At 72.8% G+C, this 13,347-nt stretch carries 13 protein-coding genes; 5 read left to right on the top strand and 8 right to left on the bottom strand.

The window, feature by feature from the left end; genetic code table 11:
- Nucleotides 1-117: 117 nt before the first annotated feature.
- Nucleotides 118-1,497 (bottom strand): alkaline phosphatase, encoded by a 1,380-nt coding sequence (gene phoA / locus ACFYXE_RS16960; protein WP_389313113.1) that lies wholly within the window; start codon nucleotides 1,495-1,497, stop codon nucleotides 118-120.
- Nucleotides 1,498-1,870: 373 nt separating this feature from the next.
- On the opposite strand from phoA, the gene ACFYXE_RS16955 reads away from it, so the two are divergent.
- Nucleotides 1,871-3,268: a ThiF family adenylyltransferase gene (locus tag ACFYXE_RS16955; protein ID WP_389313111.1), complete on the top strand. Its 1,398-nt coding sequence runs from the start codon at nucleotides 1,871-1,873 to the stop codon at nucleotides 3,266-3,268.
- The gene (locus ACFYXE_RS16950; protein WP_389313109.1) at nucleotides 3,265-3,870 is read left to right on the top strand and encodes a GNAT family N-acetyltransferase; all 606 of its coding nucleotides are present in this window, start codon (nucleotides 3,265-3,267) and stop codon (nucleotides 3,868-3,870) included. Before ACFYXE_RS16955 ends, ACFYXE_RS16950 begins: the two co-directional genes overlap by 4 nt.
- Before the next feature lie 185 nt (nucleotides 3,871-4,055).
- On the opposite strand, the gene ACFYXE_RS16945 is transcribed toward ACFYXE_RS16950, so the two are convergent.
- From ACFYXE_RS16945 to ACFYXE_RS16915, 7 genes are all read right to left on the bottom strand, one after another.
- Complete coding sequence (locus tag ACFYXE_RS16945) at nucleotides 4,056-4,934, bottom strand: GAF and ANTAR domain-containing protein (protein ID WP_389313107.1); 879 nt, start codon at nucleotides 4,932-4,934, stop codon at nucleotides 4,056-4,058.
- 22 nt (nucleotides 4,935-4,956) lie between these two features.
- Nucleotides 4,957-6,831 (bottom strand): CheR family methyltransferase, encoded by a 1,875-nt coding sequence (locus tag ACFYXE_RS16940; RefSeq protein WP_389313105.1) that lies wholly within the window; start codon nucleotides 6,829-6,831, stop codon nucleotides 4,957-4,959.
- Entirely contained in the window at nucleotides 6,828-7,430 is a 603-nt protein-coding gene (locus ACFYXE_RS16935; RefSeq protein ID WP_389313103.1) for a chemotaxis protein CheB, read from the bottom strand. Before ACFYXE_RS16935 ends, ACFYXE_RS16940 begins: the two co-directional genes overlap by 4 nt.
- 392 nt (nucleotides 7,431-7,822) lie before the next feature.
- Complete coding sequence (locus ACFYXE_RS16930; RefSeq protein ID WP_389313101.1) at nucleotides 7,823-8,848, bottom strand: helix-turn-helix domain-containing protein; 1,026 nt, start codon at nucleotides 8,846-8,848, stop codon at nucleotides 7,823-7,825.
- Between the two features lie 245 nt (nucleotides 8,849-9,093).
- Nucleotides 9,094-9,759: an SRPBCC family protein gene (locus ACFYXE_RS16925; protein WP_389313099.1), complete on the bottom strand. Its 666-nt coding sequence runs from the start codon at nucleotides 9,757-9,759 to the stop codon at nucleotides 9,094-9,096.
- Nucleotides 9,752-10,162, bottom strand: coding sequence for an ArsR/SmtB family transcription factor (locus tag ACFYXE_RS16920; RefSeq protein ID WP_389313650.1), 411 nt, complete (start codon nucleotides 10,160-10,162; stop codon nucleotides 9,752-9,754). Before ACFYXE_RS16920 ends, ACFYXE_RS16925 begins: the two co-directional genes overlap by 8 nt.
- A 110-nt stretch (nucleotides 10,163-10,272) precedes the next feature.
- A complete protein-coding gene (locus ACFYXE_RS16915) occupies nucleotides 10,273-10,977 on the bottom strand; it encodes a nitroreductase (protein WP_389313097.1) in 705 nt (234 codons plus the stop codon).
- Nucleotides 10,978-11,082: 105 nt separating this feature from the next.
- Between ACFYXE_RS16915 and ACFYXE_RS16910 the strand changes: the two genes are divergently transcribed.
- The 3 genes from ACFYXE_RS16910 to ACFYXE_RS16900 all read left to right on the top strand — a co-directional run bounded on the left by ACFYXE_RS16910 (nucleotide 11,083) and on the right by ACFYXE_RS16900 (nucleotide 13,265).
- Nucleotides 11,083-11,679, top strand: a complete 597-nt coding sequence (locus tag ACFYXE_RS16910; protein ID WP_389313095.1) for a TetR/AcrR family transcriptional regulator — start codon at nucleotides 11,083-11,085, stop codon at nucleotides 11,677-11,679.
- 120 nt (nucleotides 11,680-11,799) lie between these two features.
- Nucleotides 11,800-12,234 carry a VOC family protein gene (locus tag ACFYXE_RS16905; RefSeq protein WP_389313093.1) on the top strand — a complete coding sequence of 145 codons (435 nt, stop codon included), beginning with the start codon at nucleotides 11,800-11,802 and terminating at the stop codon, nucleotides 12,232-12,234.
- Between the two features lie 125 nt (nucleotides 12,235-12,359).
- Nucleotides 12,360-13,265, top strand: coding sequence for an SUKH-4 family immunity protein (locus ACFYXE_RS16900; RefSeq protein WP_389313091.1), 906 nt, complete (start codon nucleotides 12,360-12,362; stop codon nucleotides 13,263-13,265).
- Nucleotides 13,266-13,347: the final 82 nt, after the last annotated feature.

Here is a 13,347-nt window from a genome sequence, read left to right as displayed (position 1 = left end):
GTCGGGCGTCGCAAGTCGGCGAAGGGCGCCGACAGTTGGTCGGCGCCCTTCGGGGTGGCGGGAGGATCGTGGGACGCGGCGCACGCCTTCGGCGTACGGTTCCGCTTCCGGTTCCGCTCAGCGCAGGCGCAGCGCCTCACGCACCGTCGTGAACAGGTCCGTCTGGTTGGTGACGCCGAGGACGCGGTACGCCTGCGGGCCCTGCGCCGCGATCCGGACCTGCGTGCCGGTGTGCTCCTGCGAGGCGCCCGGCGTGTTGGTCGAGTAGTTGACCTTCAGCTGCTGGCCCTCGTCGGTGACGAGCGTCGAGGAGAGGCCCGGCGGCTGCGCCTCCAGGGGCACGATCTGGCTGGTGTGCGCGTGGTCGGCGGTGGTGACGACCAGCGTGTCGGGGTGCTTGGCCGCGTAGTCGCGGGCGACCTTCACCGCGCGGTCGAAGGCGGCCGTCTCGCCGATCTGGCCGCACGGGTCGGCGGCGTGGTCCTGCTTGTCGATCGAGGCGCCCTCGATCTGCAGGAAGAAGCCCTGCTTGCTCTTGGCGCCCTTCTGCTTGGCCTCCAGGAGCTTGATGGCCTTGCTCGCCTGGTCCTGCAGCGCGGGCGTGCCGTCCGGGCGGGCCGGGTTGGCGGTGGTGCAGCGCTGCGGGTCCGTGCCGCCCTTCGCCGCGGCCTTGCCGGTCCACTCGACGGGCACGTTGCCGGGCGCGAAGAGGCCGAGCACGGGCTTGCCCTTGCGGACGGACTTGACCTTCTTCAGGTCGCGGTCGTTCGTGACGACCTGGTAGCCCAGCTTCTTCGCCTGCTCGGTCACCGTCAGGCCCTTGTACTTGCCGTCGGTGACCTTCTGGTCGAAGCGCTGCTTGCCGCCGCCGAGAAGGACGTCGACCTTGTGGTTGACGCTCTGCTCGGCGATGGAGCCGGGGCCGCCCGCGGCGATCGTGTCCGCCGGGCACTTGGCCATGTCGGCCGGGCCCTGGCAGCTGCGGTCGGTGGCGTGCGAGGCGAGCACCGCGGGGGTGGCGTCGGTCAGCTCGGCGGTGGTGACCGAACCGGTCGCGTAGCCCTTCTTCTGGGCGAGTTCGAGGATCGTCGGGACGGCCTTGTCGGTGCCCGGCGTCTTCGAGATGCGGCCGTTGACGGTCTTCACGCCGGTGGCCCAGCCGGAACCGCTGGCGGCGGAGTCGGTGACGTAGTCGGGCGTGCCGTCCTTGTGCACGGCGTACGTCGTGTACGAGCCGGTCAGCGGGAACCTGTCCATGTCGAGGCGCCCGTCGGCACCCACCGTGTAGTCCCGGGCGAGGGTGATCTCGGAGTCGCCCATGCCGTCGCCGATGAGCAGGATGACGTTCTTCGCCTTGCCGCCCTGGACCGCGCGCCGGGCCTGGTCCGCGGTGTCGGAGGCGCCGGCCGACGCGGTGACGGTGACGGCCACGGCGGTGGCGGCGACGACGGAGGCGGCGACGGTCAGGCGGCGGCGGGACAGACGGGGTCTGGCCATGGGGAACTCCTCAGATGATCCGTGTTCGGTGCGGCCACGACATCAGCGTGACGTGAACCGGACGGGACCTGCGCGTGCCTTCTTGATGGCGCGGGGGCGGCGCGCAGTCCACGGGCTCGACGGCGGGGCCGAGGTGCGGGGCGATGGGCGGGCGGAGATGTGGGCCGAGGTGCGGGCCGAGGCGCGGGGCGAGGCGCGGGGCGAGGCGCGGGGCGAGGCGCGGGGCGTGAACGTCGTGCACCGGCGCGCGACGGCGTGTGTCCCGCGGGGCGCACGGCGCAGGGGGAGCGAAGGAGTCGTGCATGAATTCGAGTGCGCCCCCCTCGTGTGACAAAGGCTTTCTGCCGGAAACGGACTGCTACTTTCCGGCCTCGTGATCAATTCAGATATCAGCGCTGGTGGGACCGCATGCGGCGGCCCCGAAGCACCCCCCGCGGCCCGGGACGCGCACCACCCCGTGCTCATGGACCCGGCCCGCGCCGACGGCCGGGCGGCGCTCGCCGCGCTGCGGGACTCGGGACGCGTACGGGAGGTCCACGACCGCATCGGGGACCAACTGGCGGAACTGGTGCGCTGCCTGCGGCCGGGCGCCCCGCCGGCCACGCCCGGGGACCTGGCCGCGGCCGTCGCCGGGCACCGCGGCGGCGTACCGGCGGACCGGTACGGCACCTGGGTCTGGTACCCGTGGTCGGGCCGCCTGGTGCACGTGCTGCCGAGGGAGGAGTTCCGCCTGGTCCGCACGGACCGGAACCGGGACAAGATCACCCGGGACGGCCAACGGGCCCTGCTGGCGCGCCGGATCGGCGTGATCGGCCTGTCGGTGGGCAACAGCGCGGCGCTCACCTGCGCGATGGAGGGCGTAGGAGGATCGTTCCGCCTCGCGGACTTCGATCGCCTGGGCCTGTCCAACCTCAACCGGCTGCGCGCCGGGATCCACGACCTCGGCGTGGAGAAGACGGTGCTGTGCGCCCGCCAGTTGTACGAGATCGACCCCTATCTGGACGTCGAGATCCTCCGCGGCGGGGTGACGGAGGAGACGATCGCGGAGTTCTTCGACGGCCCGCCCGCGGCCGCGTCCGCCGCCGTGCCGGAGGGGCGCCCGCCCGGCCTCGACCTGCTCATCGAGGAGTGCGACACCCCCTGGGTGAAGGTCGCCGCCCGCGAGCACGCCCGCGCCCGCCGCGTCCCCGTCCTGATGGACGCCAACGACCGCGGCCTGCTCGACGTGGAACGCTTCGACGAGGAACCCGACCGCCCCCTCTTCCACGGCCGCACCGGCGACCTCACCGCCGACGACGTCCGCGACCTGGACACCGCCGGGGCCCGCGCGCTCCTGCTGCGCATCGTGGACGCGTCGCGGCTCAGCCCGGCGATGACGGACGCGCTCGGCCGGATCGGCCGCACCCTGTCGAGCTGGCCGCAGCTGGCGAGCGGCGTCATGCTCGGCGGCGCCCTGGTCACCGACACGGCCCGCCGCGTCCTGCTGGGCGAGCGGGTGCCGTCGGGCCGCTACTACGTGGACCTGGAAGAACTGATCACCGCGCCCCCGGCGCCGACGGTCGCCCCCGCGGCGGATGCGTCGGCGACGGCGGTCGCCCCCGCGGCGGACGCCCCCGCTCCCGCGGGCCACCCTGCGCCGAACACTCCCGCGCCGACGAACCATCCCGCGCCCACGGGCCACCCCGCGCCGAACACCCCCGCCCCCGCCACCCACCCCCACCCCCCGTCCCCCCGCCCGCAGCCGTACCCCCTGGCCGGAGCCACCCCGTGACCCATCTGCCCGAACTGCACGGCGAGCACCTGTGGTTGAGGGAGATGCGGGCGACCGACCTCGCCCCCTTCGAACGCATCCACACCCACCGCGTCCTCACCCGCTACCTCGGCGTCGACCGCATGGACGCCCGCCAGGTGCAGGACGCCTTCGCGCAGTGCCTCGCCCAGCCGTACACCCACCCCCGCCGCAAACACACCCTCGCCGTCTGCGCCCCCGGGGACGACACGATGACCGGCACGATGGGCCTGCTGGTCGAGGAGTACGGGAGCAACGCCATGCTCACGTCGCTCGTCCTGCTGCCGGACGCGCGCGTGCGCGGGCACGGCCACGAGGCGGGGCGGCTCCTGATGGCCTACGGGTTCGGCCCCCTCGGCCTGCACCGGATCTGGGCCGGCCACCGCGCGGACCACACGCGCATGAGCGACATCATGACCGCGGCGGGCCTGCGCCCGGAGGCGACCCTGCGGGAACTGTTCCGCACCCAGGACACCTGGCACGACGTGACGACGTACGCGGCCGTGGCCCCGGAGTGGCGCACGTCGGCGACCCCGACGGAGCGGGCCATCCTGGCGGGAGGAGAAACGCTTCTACGGGCGTGAGCAGGCGTGAGCAGGCGTGAGCGGGCGTGAGCGGGCGGGGCTCGCGCGTGGGGGGGGGCTCCCGGAGGCGGGAGCCGGGCGGCGGGGGGAGGGGCGTACGGGCCGGCCCGCCCGCCCGCCTCAATCCGGGTTCGGTCCGGGTCCAGTCCGGGTCCAGTCCGGGTCCAGTCCGGGTTCAGTCCGGTTCAGTCCGGGTTCAGGTCGCCGTTCACGATCCGCCGGGCGATCACCTCGGGGGGCACCTCCTCGGCGAACGCGCGGGCCTTGATGAGCGCCAGCGCGTCCCCGACGCCGCAGTCGAGCCGCGCGGAGAGCATGCCCACGGCCTGCTGCACGCTTTCCCGGTGGTTCGTCCCGCCGTACAGCTCGGGGTCGGCGTCCGGCCCCAGGAGCACGATGCGGGTCAGGGCGGCGGCGACCTGGGACAGCGCGGCGGACATGACGCGGTCCGGCAGCGGGGCGAAGACCGCGAGCGCCCCGATGCAGCTGCCGCGCGTCTCCAGCGGCACGGCGGCCACCGACGCGATGCCCAGCGAGGCGAGGGCGGGCCCGTACCCCGGCCAGCGCCGCTCGATCGCGGGCCCCGTCGCGTGGATCGCCCGCAGCTCGCAGGCCGCGTCCCTGGCCGGGCCCTCGCCGAGCAGGTACTCCAGGTCCTGGGCGGCCCGGGAGGGCTCGTCGGACACGGCCACGGCGAGCTGGTTCTGGGCGGTGTCGACCAGGGTGAGCGCGGCGCTGTCCACCCCGCACGCCTCGGCGACCCCGGTCATGAACCGCGGCCGGTCCCCCCGGCTGCCGGCCCACTCCGCCGTGCGGCGGGCGAATGCTTCCTGCAGACCGGCCGAGGAGCGGTGGCTCGCCGCGGATCTGCGGTGCGTCTCCGCGAGCTGGAGGTGGAACTCCCGCCCCCGGCCGACCGCCAGACGCTCGTGCCGCTCGGCGGCCGCCTCGGCCCGCTCCGCGCGCGCGAGTGCGCGGGCGGCCCGGTGCCGGGCCACCGCGGCCAGACCAAGGGCTTCTTCCTGCCCCTGCGGGTTCTTGTCCGACTGCCCCTGCGGGTTCATGTCCGAAGCGTACGTCCAGGTGTCATTCGGAGGTGTCGGTTCTGCTCTCCTCCATCATGAGGACCACTCCTCCGTTGTGCCCGTCGAACGGAGAGCAGAACACGTCGCAGGTGATGGCCCGGCCGATCCGGCTCAGCGCCTGCACGCCGACGGGGCCCGACCGCTTGCGGGTCTTCAGGCACTCCCGCACCAGGGGCTGCAGGACGTCGGTGGGGAGCCCGAAGTCGAGGCCGAAGAAGAACTCGTCGAGGACCTCGTCGGAGCGCAGCCCCCACAGGTCGACGGCGCCCCGGTTCCAGCTCTTGACCTTCAGGTCGCTGTCGAGGACCACCACGCCGGCCGCGATGCTCGTCAGTACGGCCTCCAGGAACGCCCTGGTCTCGTCCAACTCCTCGCTGCGGATCCGCATTTCGTCGTTCATGGTCTCCAGTTCCTCGTTCCCGGACTGGAGTTCCTCGTTGGTGGTCTCCAACTCTTCGTTGGTCGACTGCAGTTCCTCGTTCGTCGTCTCCAGTTCCTCGATGCTGGACTGGAGTTCCTCGTTGGTGGTCTCCAACTCCTCGTTGGTGGACTGGAGTTCCTCGTAGGCGGTCTCCAGGTCCTCGCGTACGCGCTTGACCTCGGCCTTGAGCTCGGTGGCGACGGTGACGTCGGTGAAGGAGATCGTGGTGGCGATGTGCAGGCCGCTGGGCCCGGTGAGCGGCTGGATGAGGATGTCGACGTACTGGACCTCCTCCCCGAGCCGCCGCTCGACCCGGTTGACCCGCAGGGTCCTGCGTTCGTGCGTGGACTGGTCGATCAGGGAGCGCAGTTCGACCGGCCGGTAGGAGATCTCCAGGTCCTGGAAGGGCCGCCCGATGTCCCCCGCGGTCAGGCCGAACTGGATCCGCGCCTGGCTGTTGATCACCACGACGACGCCGTCGCCGTCGATCGCGATGGACGGGGTCGGCCCGGCGTCGAGGACCAGGTCGCGCAGCTGACGGGTGCGGGCGACCGAGTGCAGCTCCACACCCGTGCCCGTCCTGACCTTCAGCGGCGCGGGCTGGTACGGGAGGCCCGCCTCCCCGCTGCGGCGCCGGAAGATCCGCTGCCGCATGTCCGCCACCTCGAACCGCTCGGCGTCGTTCAGCAGCATCTCGGCCTTGCCGAGGAAGAGGAAGCCGCCCTGGCGCAGGGCGAAGTGGAAGCGGTCGACGATCTGCGTCTGGGCCTCGACGTTGAAGTACATCAGCGTGTTCCGGCAGATCAGCAGGTCGAGCCGGGAGATCGGGGCGTCGCGGGTGATGTCGTGCCGCCCGAAGATCACCCGGCGGCGCAGGTCGGGGCGGAAGCTGAACTGCGCGCCGTTCTGCTCGAAGTACTTCTCCCGCAGCTCGGAGGAGAGCGGCTCCAGCGACTTCGCCGGGTAGAGCCCCGAACGGGCCTCGCGCAGCGCCTCCTCGTCGACGTCGGTGGCGTAGATCTTCACGCGGCGCAGGCACTCCTCGAGGCCCAGCGCCTCCGCGAACATGATCGCCAGCGAGTACGCCTCCTCGCCGCTGGAGCACCCGGCGCTCCACACCCGGACCTCTTGGTCGGAGGGGATGTCCGCGAGCAGTTCGGGGACGACCTCGCGCTGCAGGAACGTCCAGGCGTCCGGGTCCCGGAAGAAGGACGTGACGTTGATCAGGATCGTGTTGAAGAGCGCGCCGAACTCGTCCGCGCTGGTCTCCAGGAGATCCTGGTAGTCCCCGTACGAGGCGATGCCGACGTCGGCCATCCGCTTGTGGATGCGCCGCCCCAGGGTGGACCGCTTGTAGCCGGTGAAGTCGAAGCCGCGGGCCTCCCTGATGAAGACCAGCAGATCCTCCAGCGCCTCGTCCGACGCACTGGATCCGTCTTTCTCGGGTTCCGTCATCCCTGCCTCTTGGCTTCGACAAGATCCCGGACGAACTCCGCGATCTGCTCAAGAGGTAGCACGAAACCCACGGCCCCCGTGTCCACCGCCGCCTGGGGCATGCCCGGGAAATCCGCGCTCCGCGGGTCCTGCGCGATCACGGTCCCGCCCCGTCCCCCGACGGCCTCCGCCCCGGCCGCGCCGTCCACGCCGGTCCCGGTCAGGACGCACGCGATGCCGCCCGGCCCGTAGGTGTCGGCGACGGAGCGGAACAGCAGGTCGGCGGAGGGGCGCACGAAGTGGACGGCCTCGGTGGCGGTCAGCGTCAGGACGCCGCCGGGGCCGACGAGCAGGTGCCGGTCGGGCGGGGCGAGGTGGACGGTGCCCGGCACCGCGCGCTCCCCGTCCTCGGCGAGCTTGACCGGGAGCTCGGTGCGGCGGGAGAGGACGTCGGCGAGGACGGTCCTGTGGTGCGGGTCGAGGTGCTGGACCACCAGCACCGGTACCGGGAGCTCCGGCCCCCATGCGCCGAGCAGGGCGATCAGCCCCTGGACGCCGCCGGCGGACGACGCGACAGCGACGACGGAGGCAGGGCCTGTGGAGTACTGGTCGGCCGACACGCTGCGAGCCTATCGTGGTCGTTTCCCGCGCGGTCAGACGCGAAGCGGCCGACGCACACGCGGCGGCGTCGCCGGGGCGGACACCGGGGCGGGGGTTCGTCATGGCCGTGACCGCCCGGGTGCGCGTACGGGGCGGGTCTGTGCGCGTACGGGACGGGTTCGTACGCGTACGTGGTGGGTCTGCGCGCGTACGGGACGGGTCTGGCGTACGGGACGGGTCCGCACGTGTCAGGGCCGGGCGGAGTGCCGGGACATCCCGCCCCCGGCACACCGCCCTGCCCGGTGTCCGTGCCTCCACGCCCTCCCCCGTCGTCCTGGGGCGCGGTGGCGGACACGGGCGGCGTCCCCCGAACCTTGCGGTCCCGCCGCCGTGCACGAGTCTTCCGTACGCCTCATCGGGCGTCGTTGACATCCAGCGCACACCCGTTGACCGCCAGCGCACTCCCGTGGTGCGCGAGCGTCCGTGCGCGCAACTCGCTCGGCGTGAGCCCGTAGGCGGCGCGGAAGGCGCGGGTGAACACGGCGGGGTGGGTGAAGCCCCAGCGCGCCGCGATCGCCCCGACGGGCAGGGCGGCGAGCTCCGGGCTGGCCAGCGCCCGGCGGCAGCGCTCCAGGCGGAGGCGGCGGATCCAGGCGGCGACGGTCAGGCCCTGGTCCTGGAAGAGCCGGTGCAGATAGCGGGTGGAGATGTGGTGCGCGGCGGCGATGCTGTCCGGGCTCAGCCCGGGATCGCGCAGATGGCGCCGGACGTGGCTCTGCACCTGGAGCAGCAGGGTGCGCCGCCGGCTCTCGGGCGGCAACTCCCGCTCCCGGTCGAGGTGCTGGCCCGCGAGGTGGCCGACCAGGTCGACGAGGGTGTGGGCGAGCCGGTCGGCGGCGGCGACGGTGTTCCCGAACTGCCCGGCGTCATCGGCCACTTGGCGCATGAAGTGGGCGAGCAGCGACCCGAATCCCTCGCGGGCGGACAGCGGCCGGGCGACGAGGGAGTGCATGCGGTCGGGCGGGAAGGGCAGCAGGTGCCGGGGCAGGGTGGCGACGATGCTGCGCGTCGGGGCGCCGCTGTCGTCGGCCCGGCGCATCCAGCCCTCGAAGGGCGAGGAGGAGTCGTACAGGAGGAGGTTGCCCGCGCCGAACCGTACGTTGCGGCCGGCCTGCTCGAACCCGCTGAGCCCCTGCAGGGTGAGCGACACCTGGAGGCTGTCGGGATCGCCCTTGCGGATGTGCCGGGCGGTGCGGCGCACCTCGGCGGACGGGTACGCCATGGTGGTCAGCGCCACCGCGCCCAGGTCCACGTGGTCGACGGCGACGGGGAAGTCCTCGGTGAAGTCGCTGCGCAGCGTCGTCGAGATCGGCGACGCGGACTTCAGCCCGTACCACCAGTCGAACCGTTCCTCGGGCGGCACGGAATCGCTGGACAAGTGCGCTCGAATCATGGCTCCCGCCTCTCCCCGTACGCCCGTACGCCCGCACGCCCGTGACGGGGGCCGCGTCCTCGTACGACCAGTACGACGCGTCCCCCGGCCGTCGGCGTGCGCCCTCCCCGAACACTTCACGACCCCACCACGCCACCTGCCCAGCGGGGAACGCGGGAACCCCGGAACCCCGGAACGCCGGATCCTCGGAGGCGCCGGAACGCGGGAGGCGCCGGGCGGGACCCGGGGGTTCACTCTCCCGTCGTCGTGGGCGGCGGCGCGTAGAAGTCGGTGGTCGCGGACGTCATCGCGGCGGCGGTCCCGGCAGGCGTCCCGTAGGCCTCGTTGGCCCGGCCCCAGGCCGCACTGCTGGCGACCAGGAAGTCCCGCGCCGCCGGGGACTCGCTCCACGCCTGGTGCGCCGCGCGGTCGAACGCGGCGCCCTCGGCGAGGTACGGGCCGAGACCGGTCAGGCCCAGGTCCCAGCCGACGCCGGTGGCGCCGGGGCCGTAGGTGTCCCAGAACTCCGGGTCGACGACGGAGGCGTGCTCCAGCTCGAAGAGGGTGCGGCCGTCGCCGTCGGGCGCCAGCCGGACCTCGACCTCGCTGGACCCGCCCGCCCCGGGCTCACCCATGCCCCAGCTGACGCGCAGCAGCCGGGGCGGCTCGCAGCGCAGCACCTCGCCGCCCGCGTTGCCCTCCAGCTGATAGCGCCCGCCGAGCCGCAGCTCGCCCGTGACGGGCAGGAACCACCGCCCGAGGCGCTCCGCGTCGGTGCACGCGTCCCACACGTCGTCGATGCCGGCGTCGAAGGTGCGCCGCATGACGATGCTGCGGGCCGGGCCCCGGCCCGTCCCGGCGTCCCGCACCTGGCGGTGGACGGCGTTGATCTGGTCGGCGATGCCGGAGTCAGTCACCGGAGGTCTCCTCGTACTCGCTACGGGCGGAACGCGTTCGCGCCCCGCGGTCTCCGCCCCCTTGCGTGCCGCCCCGCTCGCGCCGGCCGCGCGCCAGCTCCGTGCCGAGCGCGTCGAGCCGCTGCTCCCAGAACCCCCGGAACCGGCCGAGCCAGTCGTCCACCTCGCGCAACGGCTCCGGGTCGACGGCGTAGAGCCGCCGCGCCCCCTCGGCCCGCACGGTCGTGAACCCGCTCTCGCGCAGCACCCGCAGATGCTGCGAGACGGCGGGCTGGGATATCCCGAACTCGCCCCGGATCACCCCGGTCACGTCCCCCGAGGCCCGCTCCCCACCGGCCAGCAACTCAAGAATCCGCCGCCGGACAGGATCACTCAGAACATCGAAGGCGTGCACGTGTCCCAGGATGCCACATCCTGCTTATATAAGCCAGAACTAATATTCATGCCCAGTACCCCTTGCTGATGCCCCGCCGAAATCTCTCGCCGCGCCCCCCGCCGATGCCCAGCGCCCCGTCAGGCGTGGAATCCGGTGGTCGTCGCCAGTCCCGCCCGCCCCGCGATCACCCGGTTCACCGGAGCCGTCTCGTCCGCGTAGCCGAAGGAGACGCCCACGAGCAGTTTGCCCTCGGTGACGCCGAGTTCGGTGCGGACCGTGTCGGCGTAGAAGCTGAGCAGTCCCTGCGGGCAGCTGTCCACGCCGTACGCGGTCATCGCCAGGAGCAGGGTCTGCAGGTACGCCCCGACGTCCGCGGCGAGCCGGGCACCGCCGTCCCCGGTGACGAAGAGGAACGCGGCGTGCGGCGCCCCGTAGAAGCCCAGGCTCTCCGCGTCGTAGGCCGCGCGCCCGGCGTGGTCGTCGCGGCCGATGCCGAGCGCCCCGTACAGCCCGGCCCCGAACGCGGCCCGCCGCTCCCGGTGGTGCGGCTCGTACATGTCCTCGGAGTACGGGATGTCGACGGAGGTCCGCCCCGCGGCGTGGGCGGCCCGCAGGGCGTCCGCCAGCCGGGCCCGCGCCGCCCCGCTCGCCACCTCCACCCGCCACGGCTGGGTGTTGGAGTTGGACGGCGCCGCGCCGGCCAGGGCGAAGACCGCGCGCAGGGTCTCGGCGGGGACGGCCTCCGGCCGGAACGCCCGGGTGGCGTGCCGCCCGCGTATCAACTTCTCCGCGCCGGAGCTCAGTTCGGTGGGGCCGGGGAACGCGGGACGGCTCGTGCTCATGGACCGCTCCTCTGCAAGCGAGAAAGGTAAACGGAGTCGTTTACTTCGCCGGGCACGCTAACAGCAGGACCGGCCCCAAGTAAACGCAGTCGTATACTTCTCGTCATGGGTACGACCACGACCACGACCGCGCCGCGGCGGCCGGGCCGGGGCGGCCGGGAGCGCATCCTGGCCGCGGCCGCCGACCTCTTCGCCGCGCAGGGCATCAACGCGACCGGCATGGAACAGGTCGCCGACCGGGCCCCGGTCTCCAAGCGCACGCTCTACGCGCACTTCCGGACCAAGGACGACCTGGTCATGGCGCACCTCCACGGCCTCGCCTCGTCGGGCGCGACCCTGGAGGGCGTGCTGACCCGCGACGACCTTCCCCCGCGGGACCGGCTCCTCGGCCTCTTCGACCGGCCGGCGCCGGACACGGAACCGGTGCGCGGCTGCCCGTTCATCGACGCGGCCGCGGAGTTCCCCGACCCGCGGAGCGCGGTCCACTCGTACGCCCGTGAACAGAAGCTGCGCATGGTCGAGTTGGTCACCGGCCTGGTGACGGAGCTGGGCTGCCGCGATCCCGCCGCGCTCGCCGAACAACTGGTGACCCTCGCGGACGGCGCCGCCAGCCGCGCGATGGTCCTGGGCGACCCGGACTACGGCCGCCACGCGCGCGCGGCGGCGGAAATCCTGCTGGAACGAGCGGCCGCAGAAGCCTGATCCCTTCCCGGACCTCTTCCCGATCTCCCGACCTTTCCCTGATCTCTCCCTGATCTCTTCCTGATCTCTCCCTGATCTATTTCTGTCGACGGCCGCGGAGCCCGTTGCTATGGTGCGCCGATGTCCACGATCAAGCAGATCCAGATCACCTTCGACTGCGCGGAGCCGGAGCGCGTAGCCCGCTTCTGGTGCGAGGTGCTGGGATACGTCCTCCCGCCGCCGCCGGAGGGATTCGCCACGTGGGACGACTACAAGCGCACGCAGCCCGCGGAGGAGCAGGGCTCCTGGGCCGTCTGCAAGGACCCCTCGGGCGCGGGCCCGCGCTTCTACTTCCAGCGCGTCCCCGAAGGCAAGGTCGCCAAGAACCGTGTGCACGTGGACGTGCGGACGGGCACCGGCCTCGTGGGCGCCGAGCGCCTGGCCACCCTGGAGGCCGAGTGCGCCCGGCTGATCGCGCTCGGCGCGACGCACGTGAACACGCTGTACGCCGACGAGGAGAACGAGTCGTGCATCGTGATGCAGGACGTCGAGGGCAACGAGTTCTGCCTCGACTGACGGCTCTCGCGAGTGCCCCCCTTTGACGAGGAGCCGTTCCCGCTAGTGGCCGCCCCCCCCACGACGTGAACAGGGCACACGTGCACGGCCCTTGAGTCCCGAGTACGTACAGAGTCCCCGTCCCGGTGCTTTCCGACGTCACCCGTGGCGGACTCGCCGCCCTCTTCGGTGAGGACCGGCTCGTCACCCTGCCCGCGACGGCGTTCCCGCCGCCGGCCGCGGACACGGAGGGCGCCCGCCTCCTCCCGACGGTCGGCGCCCCCGTCGGCACGCTCACGCTGCGCGAGCCCGACGCGCTCTCGGGCCGCCTGCCGCTGGTACGGGACGTCGTCCACGTAACGGACTTCGAGGACCGGGACGAGGCGCGGCAGGAGACGGCCACCTGGCCGGTGATCGGCTGGCTGCCCACCGCGCACCTGGCGCCCACACCCTCCACGGCTGACCGCCGCCGTGCGGTTGCCCGCGTCGCGCGCGGGGAAATGAGCGCCCAAACGGTGAGCGATGGGGGGCGCGTGATGGAGATCGCGGCGCTGGTGGTGTCCGTACTGGCGTTGGCCGCGTCGGCCTTCGTCTCTCTGCGGCAAATTCGGCTGACGAAGCACACGAACACCCTGCCGGTTGTGGTGGACCTCTTCCGCGAGCACCGGGGTCTCCGCCTGGCCCGCGCCCGCGAGGTCGTCTTCCGGCAACTCCCCGGCTGGGACCTGTCCACCGGCATGGAGGGCCTGCCGGAGCGCGAACGCCACCTGATCCGTGACCTGGCCTGGTTCTACGACAACTTGGGCGCCCTGGTCACCCACGGCGTCGTCGACATCGAACCGGTCTCCGGCTACCTGGGCGGATCGGTCGTCTCGGTCTGGGAGCGGATGGAGCCCCTGGTGCGCGTGGAGCGAGCGAAGCGCGCGCAGAACAACCTGCCGGACCCGAACCGCTGGCAGGAGTACTTCGAGAACCTCTACCACCTGGTGAAAGAACTCCCCCCACCCGATGCCCGGGCCCAATCCCGTCTCTGGAGGCTCCCTCAGCCCTGACACCCAGGGCGCACGAACCCCGGGGTGAGGACCAGGGGGATCTCGGGGGTGACCCCTATAGTGCGGTGCCCTCCCGGCGCGG

It is taken from the genome of Streptomyces sp. NPDC002564, from assembly GCF_042889645.1.
GTDB lineage: Bacteria > Actinomycetota > Actinomycetes > Streptomycetales > Streptomycetaceae > Streptomyces.
This window is presented reverse-complemented; position numbering and strand designations above follow the sequence as displayed.